This window comes from Gordonia polyisoprenivorans NBRC 16320 = JCM 10675, from assembly GCF_000241325.1.
GTDB lineage: Bacteria > Actinomycetota > Actinomycetes > Mycobacteriales > Mycobacteriaceae > Gordonia > Gordonia polyisoprenivorans.
In genome coordinates this window covers 259,900-282,054 of record NZ_BAEI01000031.1, presented here as the reverse complement: position 1 = coordinate 282,054, position 22,155 = coordinate 259,900, and the positions used below count along the sequence as shown (strand labels likewise).

Genomic DNA, 22,155 nt, shown 5'->3' with positions numbered 1-22,155 from the left:
CCACTCCCCCACAACAGCTTTCCGTAGCTGTCGACACCAGAGAGATTCGTTCATGTTCAACGCCGTTGGCGCCCCGCAATCCATCCTCGTCCTCGGTGGCAGTTCCGAGATCGGTCTGGCGATCGCGGGTGAATTCCTCACGCGCGGCCCGGCACGTGTCGTCCTGGCCGTGGTGCCCGGCGACCCGGCCGCCGACGCCGCCGTCACCACCGTGAAGTCGGCCGGCGCCACCGAGGTCGAGGTGATCGACTTCGACGCACTGAAGCCCGAGACCCACCCCGAGGTCATCGACAAGGCCTTCGCCGGCGGCGACATCGACCTGGCGATCGTGGCGGCGGGCGTGCAGTTCGACGACGAGGCCGTCTGGCAGGACCACAAGAAGGCCGTCACCGAGGTGACGATCAACTACACCGCCGCCGTCAGCGTCGGCGTCCTGCTCGGCGAGAAGTTCAAGCAGCAGGGTCACGGCCAGATCGTCGCCATGAGTTCGGTTGCCGGCGAACGGGTTCGGCGCTCCAACTTCCTCTACGGCTCGTCCAAGGCCGGACTCGACGGGTTCTACCTCGGTCTCGGTGAGGCGCTCGCCCCGTCCGGTGCCCACGTGCTGGTGGTTCGGCCCGGCCAGGTCCGCACGCGGCTGTCGGCGAATGTCGCCGAGGCTCCGCTCACGGTCAACAAGGAGGACGTCGCACGCGCCGTCGTCGCCGGCGTCGATGCCCACAAGGAGATCATCTGGGTGCCGGGGCCGTTCCGGTTCATCATGATGGGGCTGCGCCATGTGCCGCGGAAGGTGTTCCGCAAGCTGCCGGTGTAGTTCACGGGTCGGCCCGTCGGGTCGCGGTGGCCCGCATCAAGTACCAGCCTGCCACCGCGGCGCACCCCGACACCACCAGCAAGGCGCCGAAGGCGACCTGAAATGCGTTCTGCGGGTCGGCTACTCGCGTCGCGATGAGCACGGCGAAGATCGCGCCGCCGAACGAACCACCCACCCGTTGCAGCACGTTGACCTGCGTGACCCCGTCGGGAAGCTGATCGGTGCGCACCGCCTTGTACGCGGCCACGCCGGCCGGCATCGCGGTGAGCGAGACGGCCGCACCGAACACCACGAGCAGGGGCTGCACGACGACCAGCGGCGCGGTCGTCGGCAACACCGTCAACGCGCCACTGCCGACCATCGCAAGGAATCCGCCTGCCAGCGCGACCGGCCCGGGACCGTATCGATCGATCCAGCGACCGGTGAACGGCGCGCACACCGCGGTCGCCAGCGCGGCGCCGAGCAGGTTGAGTCCCGTGGCCAGCGCATCGAGGTCTCGGGCCAATTGGAAGTACAGCGTGAACACCAGTCCGCTGCCGAAGACCAGGGCGCCGGAGAACAATGCGGCGACGCTGCCCACCCGGAAGCCCCGCACGCCGTAGAGCGACAGATCCATCAACGGATTCTCGGCGCGGCGGCTGACGACGACGAAGGCCACCAGGATCACCACCCCGGCGCCGAGCGCGGCACCGACGGTCGGCGTCAGCTTCCCGGCGTCGCCCCACTGCGTCATCCCGAACATCACCAAGGGCAGACCCGCCGTCGCGAGAATCACCCCGGACCGGTGCAGGCGAACCGCCGGTGTGGCCACTCCATGGGGAATCATCCTGCGCCCCAACACAACCCCGACCACGCCGATCGGGAGGTTGATCACGAACAACCAATGCCACGACAATCCCGTCAGGATCAGCCCACCCACGAACGGGCCGAGGGCCGGTGCGGCACCCACCACGATCCCCAGGGCACCCATCACGCGGCCGAGCCGCTCGGGCCCGACCGCTTGACCGAGGATCGTCTGACCCGCGGGAATCAACACCCCACCGGCGAGCCCCTGCAGCACTCTCGCGGCGATGAGCAGGCCGATGCCGGGCGCCAGGGCGCACAGCGCCGATGCCACCGTGAAGGCGGTCAGCGCGTTCAACCAGATCACGCCGGTGCCGTGGCGACGGGCCAGCCAGCCGGCCACCGGCAACGAGAGTGCCAGTGCCAGAAGGTAGGCGGTCGCGACCCACTGCGTCTGTGACAGCGGCGCACCGAGATCGGCACCGATGTCGGTCAGGCCGACGTTGACCACCGACACATCGAGGCCGGTGGCGAACGCACCGAGCACGATCACCCCGCACAGGCGCCTCGTGCGTCGGTCGAGCCGGGAGTCGGAAAGCGTTGCCGCACCGTCTGACCCACGTCTCATGCCGGCACCGACACCCGCAATGGACGCAGGGCCGCCGACCACTGTAGGAGTTCGTCGAGCATGCGCTCGAAGAGGCGGACGTGCCGCTCGCCGGGCTGCACCGTTCCGGGCTCGGAGACGTCGTCGAAGGCGAAGTCGGTGAACAGATCGAGGGCGACCTGGCTGCGCACGCACGCCACCTTCACCTCGGACAGGGTCAGCCGCAGATGTTCGACCGCCCGGACCCCGCCGTTGAGCCCGAAGCTCACGAAACCTGCGGCCTTGTCGTGCCATTCGGCGTACAGATAGTCGATCGCATTCTTCAGCGCCGGGGTCAGCGAGTGGTTGTACTCGGGGGTGACGATGATGAACCCGTCTGCCGCGGCGATCGCGTCGGCCCACCGTCGGGTGTGTTCGTGCCGGTAGTCACCGATCGCTGCGGGTTGCGGCTCGTCGAGGAGGGGCAGGTCGAACTCGGCGATGTCGATGATCGACACCTCGGCACGACCGGTCAGCGCCTCGCGGGCGAGATGCGCCGCCCATTCGGCGACCAGATACGACCGTCGTCCCGGGCGCGTGCTCCCGACGAGAACTGCCAGGCGTAGCGGCTCCGAGTCCGACTGCTGTGTGGAGAGTGAGGATGTCATGACCCCAAAGTACAACGATCATTGCACCTAGTGCAATGTTGATTGCACTTTCGATCGGTGGGACCATGTTCCGATGCGAGCAGACAAGCAGCGGGCGCTTCTCGACGGGGCGCTACGCGTCTTCGCCCGTGATGGTTACAGCCGCGCGAGCATCACCGACCTCGCAGCCGAGTCCGGGGTCTCGACGAGGACCATCTACAACCAGTACGGCGACAAGGAATCGCTGTTCAAAGCGGTGATCCTGGACAGCGCCACCCGGGTTGCCGAACTGCAGATCGCCACGGCCGACCGTCTCCTGGGGCGGATCGTCGAGCCGGAAGCAGATCTGATCGCCTTCGGTCGCCAATGGTCGACGACGGATCCCGCGGTGGAGACCCATTTCGCGATGGTCCGCCAGATCAACGCCGACGCCGCGCACATCGCGCCGGAGACGTTGCGCGCCTGGCGTGACGCCGGGCCCTTGCGGGTCCGACACGCGATCGCCGAGCACCTCCGTCGTCACGCCGATGCCGGCATGTTCGCCATCGACGACGCCGAGATCGCCGCGCTGCAGCTGATCATGCTCACCGCGGGGAGCGTGCAGGAACTCCCGGCAGTCCGCGGTCGGGGCGACCCGGACACCGTCATCCGTGCCGGGGTCCGCACGTTCCTCGCGGCCTACGCCGCCCGGCCGCCGGGTGAGACACAGACCTAGCAGACAGACATCTGCGCGATCAGGCGCCGCAGCCGGGTGATCCGTGACCTGAGCGGCACCACGTCAACTCCGAGCCGGTTTCACCGAGACCCGTCGTGACCAGGATCTCCGTGCCCGCGGAATCGACTGTCGGCGTTGCGGTGAACGTCTGGCCGGTGGCCATACCGCCGACGCCGGCGCCCGACCTCTCGATCAACCCGGTGAGCGTCGCGGTGATCACGCCCCGGTCGATGGTCCAGGTGAATCCCCATTTCTCGCCGTCGACGGCGTTGGCACCCAAGAACACCGACCCGGTGGTGTGGTCGCCGTTGAACGTCAACGAACTCTCGTGACGTTGCCAGGCTCCGAGGTAGGCCGACGCACCGATACCGTGACCCGGCGGAAGGGGATTGGTGGTCGGCGGTCGGGTGCCAACGGGCGAGACCGGCGCGTCCCCGGTGGTGCTCACATCGGTACCGGTCACATCGGTGCTCGTCGCGACGGTACCGGTCACCGGTGCCGACGCACGCGTGGTCTGTGTCGCGGTCACGGTGACCACACTCGACGCCGACGCCCCGGTGCCGGTGTCGGCACACCCGGTCACCAGCGGTAAGGCCGCCACGGCGGCCACGACTCCTACCCACACCCAACGGTGGCGCATGACGAACCCCTATTCCTTGGCCGAGCAAAGTTGCGGACAAGGATGTGATCGCCGTCATGGCCACGCCGGTTACCGTCGTCGGCCGGTTGACCGACCCGCGCGAAACCCCAACGGAGTGGGCTCTCAGGGCGCGCGCCGCTCCCATGCCTGATGCAGCAGGTCGTCGACGAGCGCGTCGTCGGCGGCGTCGAGATCGACCTCGAGAGCGGAAAGCTTCTTGCCCCAATAGAACTCGCGACAGGAGTCGGGATGACTCACCGCCTCCGAGCGGATACCGTGCTCGTCGAGCATGACGCGCAAACGATTCGACGTCGGCAGGGTGGCGATGATCCGGCCGCCGAACCGGAACGACGGGAAGCCGTGGTGGTCGCGCTCGACCACATCGGGGAGGGCGAGCGCGAGGTCGCGAACGACGTCCTCGGCGGTCACGACCCCTCCAGCGGCGTGTGGAAGTACCAGAGGTGCCCTTCGAGGTCTCGCACGCCGTATTCGCGCACACCGTAGCGCTGATCGGTCGGCTCCTTGACGATCGTCGCGCCGTGCTCGCGGGCCCGCTCGTGGTGCGCGTCGACGTCGTCGACGGCGATGACGACCATGCTGCTGACCGCACCGAGCTCGCGCGGGGATCGATAGCCCTCACCACTGGGATGCAGCCCCAACGCCTGGTCTCCGGCGTAGACCTCCGCGTGTACCGCCGTCCCGTCCGGAGAGCGTTCGATCGGCCCCCCGGTCAGTCCGAACGTCTCGATCAGAAAGGCGTGCGCAGCAGGCAGGTCGTCGTAGACGAGCAGCGTGGTGGTGCCGCGAACCGGTGAATCGAGCATGGTCATCTCCTCCATGATGGTGAACAGGTCGTCGGACGACGCGTGTCCTGAGTTGTCGATCACGTGCGTGATCGCCCGCAGGTGTGTGCTGAGGCGCGCGGTGGCTGCAAGAGCACGCTCGGTCTCTGCAGCGTGGCGGGACACCATCGCCGCCATGTCCCACTCGGGATCGTCGAGCAGCGCCCGGATGTCGGCGAGCCCGAACCGTAGCCGCCGCAGCGCCAGGATTCGGTACAACCGTGCGACGTTGTCGGGGTCGTAGAGTCGGTGCCCGCCCGAGGTCCGCCCGGAGGGCTGCAGCAGTCCGGACTGGTCGTAGTGCCGCAACGTCCGCACCGTGACGCCGGTCAACTCGGCGAGTTCACCGACCCGCCAACCGTGCTCACTTGCACCGGGGGGCGTCGAACCGGTGGTGTTCGTGCGGGTGGTCGCCATGGATACGAAGACTAGAAGCTGACGCCGCGTCCGATGCAAGCCTCGACGGTGAGCAGTTACCGACGCCGTCGGCGTCCGGGTACCGGCGCTACTGCTAGAACTGGTGGCGTGACGTCAACGCAGAGCCCGGCCACCGACGCCCCCCGACCGCCCGCGGCCGCGGCCCGTCGCCACGCGAATCCGCACGTCATCACCGTGATCGAACTGGTCGTGGCCGTCGTGATCGGCGGAGTCGTCGCAATGGTCGGACTCAAGGTGATCGACGCCGTCCAGTGGCCCGCGTTCAATTCGTCGAACGTCACGCGCGCGTTGACCACCGTCGGTCAGGTGATCGCGGTGCTGCTGCTCGTGGGCGCGGCGATCCTGTATCGCTACGGCCGCTCGCGATGGCTGACCACGCTGGTGTCCACGGTCGGCGTCGCCGGGCTGGTCACCGCCACCCTCGGCATGCCGCTCGGCGCGACCCGGCTCTACCTGTTCGGCCTCTCGGTCGATCAGCAGTTCCGCACCGAGTACCTGACCCGCATGACCTCGAGCCCGCATCTGGCGGACATGACCTACGTCGACCTGCCGCCGTACTACCCGGCCGGCTGGTTCTGGTGGGGTGGGCGATTCGCCAACGCGATGGGCCAGCCCGGATGGGAGGCCTACAAGCCGTGGGCGATCCTGACGATCGCGGTGGCCGCCGCGATCGGCGTGGTGCTGTGGAACCGGATGCTCGGCGCCGACCGGGGCGTGGCGGTCGCATTGGCGGTCACGGTGACCACCCTGATGCAGGCCTCCCCCGAACCGTATGCGGCGGTGCTGATCCTGATCGGCATCCCACTGCTGATCCCGATGATGTACGGGTTGCGCGGACATGGACGTCTCGTCGACGGCCCATCAGGGCGGCTGCGTTCGGGGACCAGTTGGTGGGCGGTCGTCGCGGGCGGGGTGTTCCTCGGACTGTGCGCCGCCTCCTACACGCTCTATGCCGGACTGTTCGCCGGGGTTGCGGTCCTCATGGCGCTGGTGGTGATCGTCGTCGGTTGGCGTGGGGTGGCGAACAAGGCCGTTGCCGCACAGGCGGTTTCCGCGGCCAGGCGGAGCCTGGTCATCGCGGTGGCGGTGCGGCTGATCGTCATGGCGGTGATCTCGGGCCTGATCGCGCTACTGGTGTGGACGCCGTATCTGCTGGCGCGGCTGCGCAACGAACCGTCGAGTGGGGGCACAGCCGAGCACTATCTTCCCGGTCGCGGGTCGGTGCTGCCGCTGCCGATGTTCGAGTTGAGTCTGACCGGCGCGATCACGATGATCGGACTGCTGTGGATTCTGCTGCGGTTCCGGCAGCGCACGGTGGCACTGACTTTCGGGATCACTGTCGTCGGCATCTACCTGTTCTGCCTGTTGTCGATGCTGCGCACCGCCACCGGCTCCACCCTGCTCTCCTTCCGCCTCGAGCCGATCCTGATCGCGGTGCTCGCCGCCGCGGGCGTGCTGGGCGTCGTCGATCTCTCGCGCTGGGCGGTCGGGCGCTTCGGCGACATCCGCGTCGTCATCGGCGTGGTGGCGGCGATCGCGGCGGTGGCCATGGCGCAAGGGATTCCGGACTATCTCTCCAACGAGATCAATACCGCATACACCGACACCGACGGCTTCGGGCAACGCGCCGACCAGCGGCCGGCCGGCGCCGAATCGTTCTTCCCGCAGATCGATCGGCTCATCACCGAACAGACCGGGCGACCGGCCACCGACAACGTGGTGCTCACCGCCGACTACGGCTTTCTCTCGGTCTATCCGTACTGGGGATTCCAGGGGCTGACCTCGCATTACGCCAATCCGCTCGCCGAATTCGACAAACGCGCCACGACCATCGAGAAGTGGACGCAGGCAACGACTCCCGACGAGATGATCCACCAGCTCGAGCATTCGCCGTGGCGGCCGCCCAACGTCTTCCTGTTCCGCTATTCGGCGGGCGGCTACACGCTGCGGCTGGCGCAGGACGTCTACCCCAACGACCCGAACGTCAAGCGTTACACGGTCACCTTCGACCCCAAGGCCTTCGCCGACCCACGGTTCGAGGTCACCGAGGTCGGGCCCTTCGTGCTGGTCGTGCGGAAGTGAGGCCATGATCATGCCGGCCGAGAAGATGGTGATCAGCCGGGTCGACGGCGCGTCGTCGACCGCCTGGTTCGTCGGCACGGCAGCCGTCAACTGGGTTGTCCTGCAGGATGATTCCGGAGTGACCCTGATCGACGGCGGGTATCCACGTCAGGCGGCTCTGGTCGAGGAGTCGATCACGAAGGTCGGTGCGAGCCCGTCCGACATCCGGGGCGCGCTGCTCACCCACGCCCACGTCGATCACATCGGCGGGCTGGTGAGTCTCGCCGCGCGTCATGGCTTTCCGGTGTACGCCGACCCGGACGAGGTGGGCCACGCCCGCCGCGACTACTTGCAGCAGGCGTCGCCGATCGGCATCGCGTCGGTCGCCCATCGGCCGCGCGTCTGGCGCTGGCTGGCCGAGGTCGTACCGTTGGGTGTGTTGAGCCGCAAGGGCATCGGGACGACACAGCCCTTTGCGCACACCTCGGATCTACCGCGTCCGCTCGATCTGCCGGGCGCGCCGGTGCCGGTGGCGTCGCACGGGCACACCGACGGTCACAGCGCCTACCTCGTCGCCGACGGGGCGGTACTGGTGTCCGGGGATGCACTGGTCAGCGACCACCCGATCTCGGGAATCTCGGGCTGCCAGCGCATCCCCGACGTCTTCCAGCACGACGTGGCCGCCGCCCGGCGCAGCGTCGAGGCGTTCACCACTCTCGATGCGACAGTGCTGTTCCCCGGCCATGGACCGCGTGTCGACGGCTCGGTGGCCGAGATGGCACGAGAGGCATTGTCGCGCTAGGGGTTGTCGCGCCAGGGATTGTCGGGGCCGCCTTCGGCGAGCTCCTTGATCGTCGTCAGGCGGCGCTCCCATCCGCGGGCGATCACCTCGAGGCTGCGGGCCACCTCGGAGAGCCGTGCACCGACGGCCTCGTAGCGCACCTCGCGGCCCACCTTGACCGGCTCGACGAGCCCCGCGTCGGTGAGCACCTTGAGGTGTTTGGCGATGGCCTGCCGCGAGATCGGGAGTTGGGTGGCCAGCGCCGACGCCGACGCCGGGCGCCGGCCGAGTTCGACGAGCACCTGCCAGCGGGTGTCGTCGGCGAGCGCCGCGAACACCTCGACCGGAGCCGCCCGGCTTGAACTCTGGTCAGGCACGCGAATGTTCCTCGGTGAGAGCGGCTCTGGCCAACTCGAGTTCGAGTCGCCAACCCTCGGTGTGATCCTCCCACCGCGACCGGCGATTGACATCGGACTCGTCGAGCGAGGCGAACCCACTCTCGGCGACCTTCACCTCGACACCGGAATCGGTGGGAGTGAGCCAGAATTCGACGAGCGTGGAGGTGCTCGACGGATCGTCGGCGTCGATGAGCCAGCGGAATGCGGCGTAGCGGGGCTCGTCGAGTTCGACGATCAGCATCGAGAAACTGCCGTGCACCGGGTCGACGACGGTGGTGATGCCGTCGCGGGTCTCGATCCGATGCTCGGTGAGGGTCTTGTCGTTGATGTACCAGCCGGGTTCGCTGACGAGATCCCAGACCCGTTGCACGGGTGCGTCGATGAGGACCTGGTGCTCGATGCGGTCGAGGTCGGTGGTGGTCATGAGAGGCCTTTCGCCGGAGGATTATGTGCAACTCGATAGTTGCACCAATGATCCCGATGCGCAACCCCTGGGTTGCAGTCAGGGTCGGTCGGCGGCGACGATCTCGGCGAGTCGTCGGATGGCGAACTCGTAGCCGCGGATGCCGTAGCCGACGATGATCCCGGCCGCGAGCGGCGAGACGTAGGAGTGATGGCGGAAGGCCTCCCGCTTGTGCACGTTGCTGATGTGCACCTCCATGATCGGCACCTCGGGGATCACCAGCGCATCGGCCAGCGCCACCGACGTGTGGGTCCAGCCGGCCGGGTTGATCACGATGCCCGACACCTGGCCGCGCGACTCGTGAATCCAGTCGATCATCTCGCCCTCATGGTTGGTCTGCGCGGCCCGTAACCCGAAACCCACGTCGGCGGCCGTGCGCTCGGCGAGGGCGACGACGTCGGCGAGGGTGTCGGCGCCGTAGATGTCCGGTTGCCGCAAACCGAGGGTGTTGAGGTTGGGCCCGTTGAGCAGCAGGATCGGCAGTCGTTGCGCGTCAGAGGCGGAATCGGTCGACATGAGCGTCAGCCTAGTGCGGTCTCGGCGCGCACAGGCCACCCACTACCATCACTCTTTGTGCCAGCAGCGTTGACGGTCGGGCGAGCGAAGCTCGTAGCAATCATCACGGGGCTGCTCGGCCTCTTTCTCGCCCTCGCGACCCCGTTCATGCCGGTCAACCAGACCACCGCGCAGATCACCTGGCCGCAGGACGGTCAGATCAATTCGGTCACCGCACCCCTGATCAGCTACGTCCCGATCGACCTCGACGTCAGCGTGCCGTGTTCTGCGGTCGGCGAACTGCGCGGCGGGCAGTCCGTGCTGTTGTCGACGACGCCCAAGGGGGCCGAGAAGTCACCCGAGCGTGGCCTGTTCATCCGCAAGACCGGTGCCGCGACCGATCCGGCCGACAAGCAGACCGTCGAGGTCGTCAATCGCAACGTGCCGCTGGTGTCGGCGACGGTCGCGCAGATCGACGCACAGAGCTGCCGCGACATCGTCGTGCACGCGGACTCCGACGAGGTGACCGCCGAATTCGTCGGGATGACCAACGACAAGGGCGAGTCACTGTCGGGCACGACCAGCGACCGTGACCTCTACACCTCCGATCAGCGCCCGCAGGTCACCGGCCTGTTCACCGATCTGACCGGGCCGGCCGCCTCGCTGCCCGGCCTGCACGCCCACGTCACCATCGACTCGCGCTACACCTCAACGCCGACGATCCTCAAGTGGCTGGTCCTCATCGTCGGCATCGTGTGCACCCTGCTGTCGTTGATGGCTCTGGCCGCGCTGGATTCGACCGACGAGCGCAAGCACCGTCGTATCTTCCCGGCGCGCTGGTGGCGCCTCAACGTTCGCGACTACGTGGTGTTGATCGCGCTGCTGGTGTGGCATTTCATCGGGCCCAACACCTCCGACGACGGCTATCTGATGACGATGGCCCGCGTCGCGCAGAACAGTGAGTACACCGCCAACTACTTCCGCTGGTACGGCGCTCCCGAGGCGCCCTTCGGTTGGTACTACGAGGCCTTCGGCCTGCTCAGCCACGTGTCGGTGGCCAGTCCGTGGATGCGGTTGCCGGCCTTGTTGTGCGGCGTGGTGTCGTGGTTGATCATCAGCCACGAGGTGCTGCCGCGGTTGGGCCGGGCGGCCATCACCCGGCCCGGCGTCGCCTGGACCGCGGCCTTTGTGTTCCTCGCGTCATGGTTCCCGTTCAACAACGGTCTGCGTCCCGAACCCATCATCTGCCTCGGCGCGCTGCTCACGTGGTGCTCGGTCGAGCGGTCGATCGCGACGGGCCGGCTGCTACCCGCGGCGCTGGCGTGTTTGTTCGGCGCATTCAGCCTTGCCGCCGGACCGACCGGACTGCTGGCCGTCGCCGCGTTGATCGCCGGCGCCAGACCGATGATCCTTGCGCTCATCAAGCGCGCCCGCGTGATCGGCAACGGGTGGCGATCATTCCTCGCGTTGCTCGCCCCGATACTCGCGGCGGGAACCTTCGTCATCTTCGTGGTGTTCTCGAATCTGACGCTGCGTTCCTTCCTGGATTCGTCGAAGATGAAGTCGGCGCTCGGGCCGTCGCTGCACTGGTACAACGAGATCGACCGCTACTCTTCGCTGTTCGCGTTCTCCGCGGACGGTTCCATCGCCCGACGCTTCGCCGTGCTGGCGATGATCCTCGGGATGGTGGTCTCGGCGGCGGTGCTGATCCGCAAGTCCCGCATCCCCGGCACCGCGATCGGCCCGACCCGGCGAATCGTCGGAATCACGTTCGCGTCGTTGGTGTTCCTGATGTTCACGCCCACCAAGTGGACCCACCACTTCGGCGTGTTCGCCGGTCTCGCAGCGGCATTGGCCGCCATCGCCGCGATCGCCGCCAGCCAGAGCGCGATGCATTCCCGCCGCAACCGCACGCTGTATGCGGCGCTCGTGTTCTTCATCGTCGGACTGGCGTTCGCCGGCCCCAACTCGTACTACTACTCCTCGGCGTGGGGGATGCCCTGGGGCGTCGACCAGCCGACCATCGTCGTGCGGCTGGGCACGTTGTTCCTGGCGATCGCACTGCTGTTGTTGTTGCTGGCGTTGTGGTTCCACTTCCGTGAACCGTTCACCGGGACCGATCCCGACGCCGAACCGGACGACCAGTGGAAGGCCGAGAAGCATCCCTGGTATCGGCGCACCTGGCACTCCCTCGCCGGGGCCCCGTTGGCCTGGGTGGCCGCACTGGTGGTGGTCTTCGAGCTCGTCACCGCCGCGTTCGCCGGTATCCACCAGAGTGATTCGTACTCGGTACCCCGCTCCAACCTGGAGGCGCTGGCGGGCAAGCAGTGCGGCATGGCCGACAAGATCTGGGTGGAGGAGAACCCCAGCAACTACGAATTGTCGCCGGTCGACAAGACACTCACCGATCCGCTCGCCGGCCCCGCGACCCAGCCGGCGTCGTCGACGGAGCCTGCGACGAGTGGCTTCGGTCCCGACGCCGTGCCCGAGGAACTCGATACCAAAACCCCTGCGGGCGCACTCGGAGTGCTCGCCGGAGATGCCGCGGCCGACCCAGATGTGTTGATCGCCAACGCCGGTGGCACCGGTGGTGGCGAGGAGAGCACACCGGGTGTCAACGGCAGCCACGCCGCCCTGCCCTTCGAACTCGATCCGTCGAAAACCCCCGTGCTGGGCAGCTATTCGAAGGACGATCAAACCCCAGCACATCTGACGTCGGGCTGGTACGCACTGCCGACGGACTATCGGGATCGCCCGCTGGTGACCTTCTCCATCGCCGGGCAGTTCGACAATCCGCAGGATCTGGTACTGGAGTACACCACCGGCAAAATCGGGTCGACCACCCGCGATGCCGACCTGTCGGCAACCGGATCGGTGAACATGATCGACCCCGGCCCCATGCCGTCGTGGCGCAACGTCCGGGTGCCCACCACCGATCTGCCCGACAACATCACCGCGGTACGCATCGTCGCCACCGACGACAATCTCGCCTCGGATCGCTACATCATCGTCACGCCGCCACGCCTGCCGCAGATGCGGACCCTGCAGGACGTCGTCGGGTCCACCGCCCCGGTGCACGTCGACTGGACCTCAGGGTTGGTGTTCCCGTGCCAGCGGCCGTTCACCCACCACGACGGTGTCGCCGAACTACCGCAGTGGCGCATCGAGCCCGGCGCGGACCTGTCCGCGGCGGTCTCGGCATGGCAGGACGCCTTCGGCGGTGGCCCGATCGGCTGGGAGCAGGTACTGCTCGAACCGACCGCTCTGGCAACGTATCTGAAGGGTGACGTCGGCCGCGACTGGGGCTCACTGGAGCGGCTGGTCCCCTACGACGACGTGACCCGCCACGCCGAGATCACCACCGGCACCGCCACCCGAAGCGGACTCTGGGCTCCGGCGCCGATCCGGCACTGAGGTCACCGTCGGCGCCTTTCCCGATGGCCGAGGTGTGCGATCCACCGCCGAAGCGTTCTACGCCAGCCGAATTCGCAGACGCCCCCACTGCACCAGCCGCGTCCACTCGTAGGCGCCGCGTACACAGTAATCCCGACCGTCCAGGCGCCCCCCATCATCGAAAACCCTGCCCTCCAGATGGTCGAGCAACCCGCCCTGCCCGCGCAACGAGCCCCTTTCCCCGATAGTCGAGGTGCACGGCGCCCCAGGCGCCGGGCCTCGAGACCCCCTTCCGATGGTCGAGGTGCACGGCGCCCCAGGCGCCGGGCCTCGAGACCCGGTGAGACAACAAGCCTCCCAACCACATCGATCCGGCCCACAGCGAAAGCCGCACCCCCTACCACACCCCACCGACAGAAAACTTCCGCCAGCCCACCACCGAAACCCGTTGTCCACAAGCACCTTTGCCTCCCCAGAACCATCGAACACCCTTGCCTTGATCCATATGTTCGAGTACGATGGACCCATCACACCGATCAGCCACCGGGGGAGGGGCCCATGATCGACACCACCGAAGCTCTTGACGCCGAGGCGATCTTCGCCGACATCGTCAGCCAACTCAGCGACCTGCAATGGAATCCGGACATGACCGGGCCCCAAGCCTTCAGCGCGATGAAACAAGTCCTGTTGTTGCGGAACCTGATCGATCACCACGCCACCACCCTCACCGGCGAAATGGACCGGCTGGGCGTCGCCGACCACAAGACCACCCGACTGCGGGAGTTGTTGATCAGCATGGGTTGCGCACCCGCCGTCGCAAGTCGGTATGTGCGGGTCGCCGCCACCACCGATGTCGACCTGTTGTTGGCGCATGCAGCGGACGGGTCCATCTCGTCCGAACACACCGACGCCATCGTGCGCGGGTTGGCGCACATCGACACCCGATGCCCCGAACCCCTCGACACCGTCCAACGTTGTGAATACCTGCGGAAACTCCTGTCGCACTACTTCGCCGGCTTCACCCCCGCCGAGATCAACCTCTACGCACGACAGTTGGGCAACGAACTGGCCGCGGAGACTCCTGGCGGTTTACCTGCCGCCGAAGACAAGAGAATCAACTCCTACACCGACCGCATCACCGACGACGGACGGCTGGAGATCTCGGCGAACCTCGACATCATCGCCGGCGAAAAGACACGCACCCTGATGGAAACCTTGTCGGCGCCCAAGCCCCAGCCCGACGGGTCCCCGGATCCGCGGACACCCGAACAGATCTGCGCCGCGGCGTTTGAAACGATTGTCGAACTCGCGGCACAGGGATTGGCGGACACCACATTGTCGGCGAAACCCACCAACGGACTGTTGTGGACCTGGTCGGCGGACAACCCGGCAATCGGCGGCGACTTGCAGAACATGGGTCCGATCACCGAAGCCACCGCGAAAATGTTGTCGTGTGACACCACCATCACCAAAATCATCCTCAACACCGACGGCGTACCCCTCGACGTCGGACGCCAGGAACGATTGTTCACCCCCGGGCAACGCAAAGCCCTGCTCGTGCGGGATCGCGGGTGCATCAAATGCGGAGCACACGCCGGCCGCTGCCAAGCACACCACGCGCACCACTGGGCCGACGGTGGTCCCACCGACCTCGACAACGGATGCCTCCTCTGCAGCAGCTGCCACGACGATGTCCACCACCACGGATGGGACATCATCATGGGATTCGACCGACACCCCTGGCTGATCCCACCCGCCAGCGTGGATCCGAAACGACGACCGATACCGTCCTATCACCGACGCACCATGAGACTCGACGACGCAGCAGCCTGACCCGAAGCGCCTCTACTACAGCCTGATTCCCCGCACCCGGCCCGGCCGGGACCGCATCTGTTGTTTGACAACTCCATAGAGATAATCCCCACCCGATGGTCGAGGTGCGCGTGCCACCGTGGCCCGGAATCCTTTCGGCACACGGGGTCTCGAGGCTCGTCGCTGGCGCTCCTCGGCACCTCGACCACCGGGATGGGGAACGGCCCGATTCATCAATCGCTGGTCGAGGTGCGAGCCGCGTGCGGCGAGCCTCGAGACCGCTTGCACCGGTGCTGGATTCGGACCACTGTGGCCCGGTAGCTGTTCGGCACAGGGGGTCTCGAGGCTCGTCGCTGGCGCTCCTCGGCACCTCGACCATCGATCTAAGTGAGCGCTGTCGGCGAACTGGTGGGCGCCATCGGCGTCAGTTCATGATCGCGCGCATCGGCCCCGGGGTCCACAGGCCGGTGTGGGTGTCCTGGGTGACGACGAGATCGGCGGGCGTCTGGTCGACCAGCGGGGTGAGCCGCTGCAGGCTGCCCCAATCCTTGGCCCACGAGTTGCGCAGGTAGGACGGCAGCACCGTCGCCGACAGATCGTTGTCGACCATGCCGAGCGGACCGCCGTAGTTACCGGCCATCCAGTTGCGTGAGTTGACCCGTTCGCCGTCGGCGTCGGGGGTGATCCGCCACTTCGGGATCTCCCAAATGCCGTTGTGCACCTCGGCCGGCCGCTGGCACGGGAACGCCAGGGCGACCTCCCAGTCGAGTAGCGTCGGATCCTTGCTGCCGACAAGGTCGTTCAGCGTCACCATCGAGGTCACCCGCGGCGGGGTCACCGCGAGCCAGCCCGAGGGATCCGAGGACGTGTCGGCCGCGACGACGCGGACGACACTCGCCCGTGGCGGCGCCTTGTCGAGCGGGAACCGCATGTTGCGCCATGCGGGGTCGGTGGCGATCCCCAGCGGCACCTGCGAGGCAACCGTGGTCACCGAGCCGTCGGGCTCGACACGACCGAACTCGAGCCGCAGCTCCGGTCCCGGATGGGTGACAGCGAGGTCGTCGACGTAGCCGACGGTGCCCGCCACCGACATCGTCACCAACGGCGCATCAGGGCTGCGCTTGGGCAGCTGATACCACTCGGAGGTCAACGAGGCACGGCTGCCCGGGGCACCGTAACTGCCGAGCACCGGCACCTTGCCCGGGTCGAGACCGAAGGGCAGCTTCACCGACGAGCCGTTGACACCCTTCGTCGAGGTGGTGCCACCTGCGGTATCGGCTGTGCCGGTGGAGTTCTCGCCGGTGTCGGTGGCCGCGCTGGGGTCGGTCTGGGTGGGGTCCTGCTGGTCGGAGTCGGCGTCGTTGTCGTCGTCGTAGGTGGTCTGCAGATCCGTCGCCACCCCGTTGGGGGTGAATCCGACCATGCCCTTGCCTGCCAGCGCCGCACCCGGCGACGAGTTCTCTTGTCCGGCAACTCGTGCCGGGGAGAGCAGGCCCTTGTTGGGGTCGGCTTCGACGAGGATCGCATCGGCCAACGCACACGGATTGCCACGCAGGGCATTGACGTTGGAACTCGCCCACGACCACGAACCGCGTTGGGTCTGAATCGCTTTGGCGAAGGAGATCATGTTGAACACGAGCACGATCGCGAGCACGATCGCCAGCGAGTAGGTGGGCATCCGGCCGAGGAATCCGCGGACCCCGGAGGTCGGCTCGACGATCGGCTCACCCAGTTGGGCGCGGCGGTCGTCGCGGAAATACTGCCAGGCACCGACCAGCGTGATGATGACGGCGATCAGCAGAATCGGTTGATAGAGCTTGATTCCGGCCACATTCGGGGTGTCGTCGCCCCACGGGATGCCGTAGCTGCCGACGTACCACCATTGGTTGCGGCCGGTGAAGACGACGGCGAGTACGTAGGTGGCCGCCGCGGCGATGAAGGTCCGATTGCATCGTCGGCGGATCACCTGCGGGGAGATGAACGCGGTCGCCGCGGCGACGAGCACACCGGTCAAGGTGGCGAACGCGCCGTACTGATGGGTGGCCTTGGTCGGCGAGAATGCCAGCACCCCAACGGCTCCGGCAAGGATCGCGACGATTCGCCACAGCGGCGCGGTGGCGATGCCGGGCACTCGACGCCTGCTCAACAGCACCAGCACGATCAAGATGACCGCGAAGAGCGTCATGAAGATCCCGACCCGGCGGGCAATCGAGCCGTCGGTGGTGGGGTTCTGCAGGATGTAGTACCGCATGGCCTCGGTCCACCATTTGTTGGTGGGTCCGACGATGCCCTGCACCTTGACACCCTCGAGAATTGAGGCGAGGGGCTGGTCGGCGAAGATCTCGTAGAGCACCAGCAGACCTGAGGCGAGGATCGGGGTCAGCGTCGGGAACCAACCGTCGCGTCGAATCCGCACGCGCAGGCGGACGAAAATCGGTCGCAGCGCCGCGATCAGGGCGACCGCCGCGATGGCGCCGGCCGGGTGGACGGTCAACGTGAAGGCCGCGACGACAATCGCCAGGGTCAGCGGGAAGAGGCGGCCGGTCGCCACCGAACGCTCCACCAGCAACCATGTGGCGAGGATGCCGACGGCGAGGAACGGTTCCACTCGCAGACCGTTGTTGAAGGCCAGCCACACCGCGAGGAAGGCGAAGGCACCGGCCCAGCGGGCCGCACGCGAATTGCGGACCGCGCTGCCGATCCGGCCGAACGCCCCGCGCGAGAGCATGAACCAGCACAGGACGCCGAAGATCAACGGCAGCAGCCGAAGCCACGGGGTGGCGGTGCTGACCTGCATCCACAACGCAAGATACTGGTAGTGCCAGCCAAACGGGTCCTGTGGCACACCGAAATACCGGTAGTAGTTGTCGAGATAGCCTGCGCCGGGCGCGATCCGGCCGACGGTGACCTGGTACCCGTCGTCAGCGGTGTTGCCGCCGACGAACAGCCAGATGATCAGCACGGCGACGACCAGCGCATCAAGGACGCTCACATGCCACCACGGCTTACGACCGGGCGGCAGCGCGGGTGCGTCCTCGTCCTCGTCGTCCCCCCGGGGCCGCTTCATCCGCCCTGGGAGCAGGCGGCGGCGTCTGCGTCCGTCCTGGGTGTCGAGGACCGCCAGCGCGATCATCGAGGCGATGGCCATGACGATGCCGACCAGCGCCGCAGCGAGTTTCAGTGTCGTGGGGCTCGACACGAAGCGGGTGTCGACGGTCGAGGAGTACGACAATCCCGTGGTGTCGACGGTGGAAGGCAGGTCGGTGTACACACCGATGATCTGCGGGCGCGCGTTGGGATCGTCGAGGCGGAACGAGGTCGATGCGCCGTCGGCGGCCGAGAAGCCCTGGATCTCACCGCGGATGCCGGAGGTGTCGGCGTGGATGACGATCGTGCAGTCCGGAGTGCTCTGCGCCTGCGCCCGGGGGACATTGAGCAGAACGGCATTTCGTTGGGCGACCAGCAACCGGTCGGTGGTCGCGCGGACGAACAGCCCCACCTTGCCCGCTTCGACCCCGTTCTCCGGGACGGTACTGACGAGCACTCCGCCCCGGGCCGGCAGGTCGGCGGCGAGCCGACACGGAACGCTCAGGTCGAGGTTGGTCGGCGTGTAGGAGACGTTGGGCGCCAAGATGTTCTCGACCCCGGAGGCATTCTGTGAGGTCGGCTGGGGCCACTTGATCTGCACCTTGGTGTAGGTGACCGGCAGCACCGCCATCGCGAGCGCCAGCACGATGCCGATCAGGCCGGCGACGACCGCGACGATCCGCGCGATACGGATTCGGCGGCTACGGCCGGTGGCGTCGGTGGGCGCGGGTGTCGTGGAGGTCTCAGTCATTCTCACTCACCACCCTGATAGCTCCGCTCCTGCTCCAACCCCATTCCGTCGTGTCGCCCGTGCGCACGGTCGCCGGTCGCGCATCGGGCACCAACGGTGTCAGTTGTTGCAGCGCACCCCAATCCCGATACCAGTCACCCTGCAGATACGTGGCCATCGTGCTCGCCGAGGTCAACGCGTCGGCGGTGGTGAGGATGCCGCCACCGGAGGTCGCCGACTGCCACGACTTGGATTTGGAGAACGTCGTGGTGCGATCGGGGGTGATCCGCCACTGCGGGATCTGGCTGATCCCATTGGTCACGGTGATCGGATGTTGGCACGGGAACTGGCTACCGACCGACAGATCCAGCAACACCGGCGCGGTGGAACCGACGAGATTCTGCAGCGTTTCCAGCCGCGGCGCGCGTGGCGGCGTGAAGGCCAGCCACTGGTCGTTGGCGAGATTGTCGTCGACGGCCACGATCCGCATCGCGGTGGCGCCCGCGGGCACCGACGACATCGGGATCCGCAGGTTGCGCCACGGGCGGTTGGGACGGTCCGGTCCGGGATCGAGCGGCACGACCGACGGCCCGATCTGCCGGAAATCACCCGAGGCGCTGGAGGTTCCGAACTCGACGGTCAACGAGCGGCCGGGGGTGACCACACCGTCCTGATCGACCGAGAACACCGGCCCGGCCGCGGTGATGACGATCAGCGGCGAGGAGGTGCGGGCCGGCAGCGCGTACGGCATCGAGGTGAGGGTGGCGGTGCCGTTGTCGTGGCCGTAGCTGCCCATGACCGGGGTGCGGGCCGGGTCGAGCCCGAACGGCAGTGCCGCGGTGGAGCCGTTGACACCCTTGGGGCCGACTCCGCCGGTGGTGCCCGGTTGCGCACCGGTGACCACGAACGGCCGGGAGGGATCGGCGCCGGTGTTGATGGTGCCCGCGCTCACCGTCGTCGAGTCGGGCGTGAGATCCCCGGCGACCCCGTTGGGGTCGAAGCCCTCGGACTTCCCGGCGAGTGCCCGGGAGATGTCTGCGGTCCCGATCGGGCGCAACGCGCCGGTGTTCGGGTCGGGTTCGACGAGGACCTGATCGGCCATCCCACACGGATTGCCGGTCAGCGCGCGCAGGTTGGCGCTGGCGGTGGTGTACGAATCCGACCGGGCGACAGCGGCCTTGGCGAACAGCAGCAACTCGATGAGCACCACCAGCGTCGCGATGATCGCCATCGGCGAGGAGGCGATCGCGGTTTTCACCCACCCCGGGGTGCGCGAGTTCTCCCGCATCCGGCCGTGTTCGGCGTCGACGTCGATGCGCAGGTGGAACCAGACCGCGGCGGCGAGCGCGAGCACCGTGAGCACCAGGAAGAGGCTCGAGAGTTGTTGACCTTCCAGCACCGGGGCTTTGTCGAACCACGAGATACCGAAGTCGTAGGCCCAGCCCCAGGCATTCTGGCCGGCGGCGGCGACCGCGCAGGCGAACAGCAGGCCGGCGATGTAGACGCAGAGGTTGCGGGGTGAGCGGCGCGCCGATTCGGCCACGGCCACCGCGGCGACGGCCGCCAATGCGGCCGCGACGCCGGCGTACACACCGAACTGCATCGTCCATTTGGTGGGGGTGAACGACAGCAACAGCATCGACAGCCCGAAGGTGCCGATCAGGCGCCACACCGGTGCCGGGTCGACGCCACGAACATGCTTGCGGCGCAACATGACAGCGATGGTGACAAAGACCGCGGCCAACAGCAGCACAACCGGCACGCGGCGTACGAGGGTGCCGTCCTGGCTGCTGAGCGTCAGGTAGTAGTAGCGCAGGAATTCCTGATACCACGACAGCACCGGACCGACGGTGTAGCGCACCCGGATCGCCTCGGCGATGGCGGCCAGCGTCTGGTCGCGGAAGACGATGATGACGACCACTCCGGCCATCGCCGCGACCGGGGCGAGCGTCGCGAGCAGACCGTGTTCGGCGGCGCGACGGCGCACGTTGCGCAGCATCGGCCGCGAACCGGCCACCAGGATCGCGACTGCGATAAGCCCCTGCGGCGCGGCGGCGAGGGTCATCCCGGCGGCCAGCGTCGCACCGAGGGCGGGCAACATCCGTCGGGTGGCGATCGCCTGCTCGACACCCCACCAGGTCAGCAGCGAGCCGAGCACGATGATCGGTTCGGAGCGCAGGCCGCTGTCGAGCGGCATCCAGAACGCGACGAACACCGCTGCGGCGGTGAACATCGCCCACTGTGAGCGGCGCACAGCGCCACCGAGTCGTGGCAGCAGCACCCGACTCAGGATGAACCAGCCGAGCAGTCCGGCGACCAGCGCGGGCAGGCGCATCCAGATGCCCGCCGTCGAGATCTGCGACCAATGCGCGAGGAACGAGTAGTACCAGTCGAACGGTGCCTCGGGGATGCCGTAGAAGCGGTAGTAGTCGGCGAGGTATCCGGCGTCGACGCTGTTGCGGCCCATCTCCAGGATGTAGCCGTCGTCGGGGCTGCCTGCCCCCAGGAAGTGCCACACGACCAGCACTGCGGTGACCGCGAGGTCGACGGCGCGCGGCATCAGCAGTCGGCGGACGTCGGGTAGGCCGATGCGCCGGTGATAGCCGCCGAGGATGTCGAGGGCCGCGACGGCGACGGCCGCGACGAGTGCGGCGAGCACACCGAGGATCATCACGGTCAGCTTGATCGCCGACGGGGTGGTGTCGAAGCGGTTGTCGACGGCGATGCGGGCGGCCATTCCCGATGTCGAGTCCAGGTCGGTGAACAGTCCCGCGACCTGGGGCTGGTCGGCGGCTTCGGCGGTGCCCTGCGCGGCGGGTCCAGGCACCCCGACGAAGCGTGCGTGGGTGATCCCGCCGGTGTCGGTCCGCGAGACCCACACGTGCAGGCGTTGGCAGGTGGCGAGTTGTTCGGGCGTGGCGCTCGCCAGCTGGGAGTTGCGCACCGCGGCCGTCACACCGCCGGAGCCTGCGGTGATGAACAGACCGGAATCGGTGGCCTTCTGCGCACCGCGCGGCATCGTCGACACGACGACCGTCGATCCGGTCGCCGTCTTCCCGACGGCCTCGGCGAGCACGCGGCAGTCGACGGTCACATCGAGGTTCGACGGCGTCTGCGCGACCAGCGGGGCGGTCACCGACAGTGACTGCGGTTGCGGCCACGTGATGGTCGCGGTGTGGGCGGTGACCGGCAGGAACGGCGTCAGGACCGCGGCGACGACGGCGACCAGTCCGGCCACCACGGCCACGATCGACCAGGTGCGTGGATTCGACGGGATCGCGATCCCCCCGATGTGCAGGGTGCGTCGATCGCCACGCCGATCGGGCGTGGTGGACGTCGGCGTCGCGGGCTCAGTCATCTCAGACCGACACAGTAGTGGACGCTTACTGAGAGCCGTCTCAGTAGTGCTCGTTCACCGGGCCCGCCGCAGCGCTTCGCCCGGCATGCCTCCGTCACATAGCATCAGTCAT

Annotated in this window: 16 protein-coding genes; 6 read left to right on the top strand and 10 right to left on the bottom strand. The window is 67.5% G+C overall.

Annotated elements, in window-relative coordinates; genetic code table 11:
* Positions 1 to 52 precede the first annotated feature (52 nt).
* Entirely contained in the window at positions 53 to 814 is a 762-nt protein-coding gene (gene dprE2 / locus GOPIP_RS08705; RefSeq protein WP_006369264.1) for a decaprenylphospho-beta-D-erythro-pentofuranosid-2-ulose 2-reductase, read from the top strand.
* Position 815: 1 nt separating this feature from the next.
* Here dprE2 and GOPIP_RS08700 read toward each other — a convergent pair whose 3' ends face one another.
* The gene (locus GOPIP_RS08700; RefSeq protein ID WP_231386796.1) at positions 816 to 2,225 is read right to left on the bottom strand and encodes a DHA2 family efflux MFS transporter permease subunit; all 1,410 of its coding nucleotides are present in this window, start codon (positions 2,223 to 2,225) and stop codon (positions 816 to 818) included.
* Positions 2,222 to 2,851 (bottom strand): NADPH-dependent FMN reductase, encoded by a 630-nt coding sequence (locus GOPIP_RS08695; protein ID WP_006369262.1) that lies wholly within the window; start codon positions 2,849 to 2,851, stop codon positions 2,222 to 2,224. Before GOPIP_RS08695 ends, GOPIP_RS08700 begins: the two co-directional genes overlap by 4 nt.
* A gap of 73 nt (positions 2,852 to 2,924) precedes the next feature.
* Between GOPIP_RS08695 and GOPIP_RS08690 the strand changes: the two genes are divergently transcribed.
* Positions 2,925 to 3,545, top strand: a complete 621-nt coding sequence (locus GOPIP_RS08690) for a TetR/AcrR family transcriptional regulator (RefSeq protein ID WP_006369261.1) — start codon at positions 2,925 to 2,927, stop codon at positions 3,543 to 3,545.
* A gap of 19 nt (positions 3,546 to 3,564) precedes the next feature.
* On the opposite strand, the gene GOPIP_RS08685 is transcribed toward GOPIP_RS08690, so the two are convergent.
* The 3 genes from GOPIP_RS08685 to GOPIP_RS08675 form a co-directional block, all read right to left on the bottom strand.
* Complete coding sequence (locus GOPIP_RS08685) at positions 3,565 to 4,155, bottom strand: hypothetical protein (protein WP_006369260.1); 591 nt, start codon at positions 4,153 to 4,155, stop codon at positions 3,565 to 3,567.
* A 153-nt stretch (positions 4,156 to 4,308) separates the two neighbouring features.
* Positions 4,309 to 4,614, bottom strand: coding sequence for an MmcQ/YjbR family DNA-binding protein (locus tag GOPIP_RS08680; protein WP_006369259.1), 306 nt, complete (start codon positions 4,612 to 4,614; stop codon positions 4,309 to 4,311).
* Positions 4,611 to 5,444 carry a MerR family transcriptional regulator gene (locus GOPIP_RS08675; RefSeq protein ID WP_006369258.1) on the bottom strand — a complete coding sequence of 278 codons (834 nt, stop codon included), beginning with the start codon at positions 5,442 to 5,444 and terminating at the stop codon, positions 4,611 to 4,613. The genes GOPIP_RS08680 and GOPIP_RS08675 overlap by 4 nt, the downstream gene beginning before the upstream one ends.
* A 108-nt stretch (positions 5,445 to 5,552) precedes the next feature.
* On the opposite strand from GOPIP_RS08675, the gene GOPIP_RS08670 reads away from it, so the two are divergent.
* Together GOPIP_RS08670 and GOPIP_RS08665 are read left to right on the top strand one after the other, a co-directional pair.
* Positions 5,553 to 7,547, top strand: a complete 1,995-nt coding sequence (locus GOPIP_RS08670) for a galactan 5-O-arabinofuranosyltransferase (protein ID WP_006369257.1) — start codon at positions 5,553 to 5,555, stop codon at positions 7,545 to 7,547.
* 4 nt (positions 7,548 to 7,551) lie between these two features.
* The gene (locus GOPIP_RS08665; RefSeq protein ID WP_006369256.1) at positions 7,552 to 8,328 is read left to right on the top strand and encodes an MBL fold metallo-hydrolase; all 777 of its coding nucleotides are present in this window, start codon (positions 7,552 to 7,554) and stop codon (positions 8,326 to 8,328) included.
* Here the strand turns inward: GOPIP_RS08665 and GOPIP_RS08660 are convergent.
* The 3 genes from GOPIP_RS08660 to aroQ all read right to left on the bottom strand — a co-directional run bounded on the left by GOPIP_RS08660 (position 8,325) and on the right by aroQ (position 9,684).
* Entirely contained in the window at positions 8,325 to 8,684 is a 360-nt protein-coding gene (locus GOPIP_RS08660) for an ArsR/SmtB family transcription factor (protein WP_006369255.1), read from the bottom strand. The two genes, GOPIP_RS08665 and GOPIP_RS08660, sit on opposite strands and share 4 nt — an antisense overlap.
* Positions 8,677 to 9,129 (bottom strand): SRPBCC domain-containing protein, encoded by a 453-nt coding sequence (locus GOPIP_RS08655; protein ID WP_006369254.1) that lies wholly within the window; start codon positions 9,127 to 9,129, stop codon positions 8,677 to 8,679. Before GOPIP_RS08655 ends, GOPIP_RS08660 begins: the two co-directional genes overlap by 8 nt.
* A gap of 78 nt (positions 9,130 to 9,207) precedes the next feature.
* Positions 9,208 to 9,684 carry a type II 3-dehydroquinate dehydratase gene (gene aroQ, locus GOPIP_RS08650; protein WP_020172659.1) on the bottom strand — a complete coding sequence of 159 codons (477 nt, stop codon included), beginning with the start codon at positions 9,682 to 9,684 and terminating at the stop codon, positions 9,208 to 9,210.
* A gap of 57 nt (positions 9,685 to 9,741) precedes the next feature.
* Between aroQ and GOPIP_RS08645 the strand changes: the two genes are divergently transcribed.
* Both GOPIP_RS08645 and GOPIP_RS08640 read left to right on the top strand, forming a co-directional pair.
* A complete protein-coding gene (locus tag GOPIP_RS08645; RefSeq protein ID WP_020172660.1) occupies positions 9,742 to 13,077 on the top strand; it encodes an arabinosyltransferase domain-containing protein in 3,336 nt (1,111 codons plus the stop codon).
* A gap of 537 nt (positions 13,078 to 13,614) precedes the next feature.
* A complete protein-coding gene (locus tag GOPIP_RS08640; RefSeq protein WP_006369251.1) occupies positions 13,615 to 14,889 on the top strand; it encodes an HNH endonuclease in 1,275 nt (424 codons plus the stop codon).
* Between the two features lie 403 nt (positions 14,890 to 15,292).
* Here GOPIP_RS08640 and GOPIP_RS08635 read toward each other — a convergent pair whose 3' ends face one another.
* Together GOPIP_RS08635 and GOPIP_RS08630 are read right to left on the bottom strand one after the other, a co-directional pair.
* Positions 15,293 to 18,706, bottom strand: a complete 3,414-nt coding sequence (locus GOPIP_RS08635; RefSeq protein WP_006369250.1) for an arabinosyltransferase domain-containing protein — start codon at positions 18,704 to 18,706, stop codon at positions 15,293 to 15,295.
* The gene (locus GOPIP_RS08630) at positions 18,699 to 22,043 is read right to left on the bottom strand and encodes an arabinosyltransferase domain-containing protein (protein ID WP_006369249.1); all 3,345 of its coding nucleotides are present in this window, start codon (positions 22,041 to 22,043) and stop codon (positions 18,699 to 18,701) included. Before GOPIP_RS08630 ends, GOPIP_RS08635 begins: the two co-directional genes overlap by 8 nt.
* Between the last annotated feature and the right edge of the window lie 112 nt (positions 22,044 to 22,155).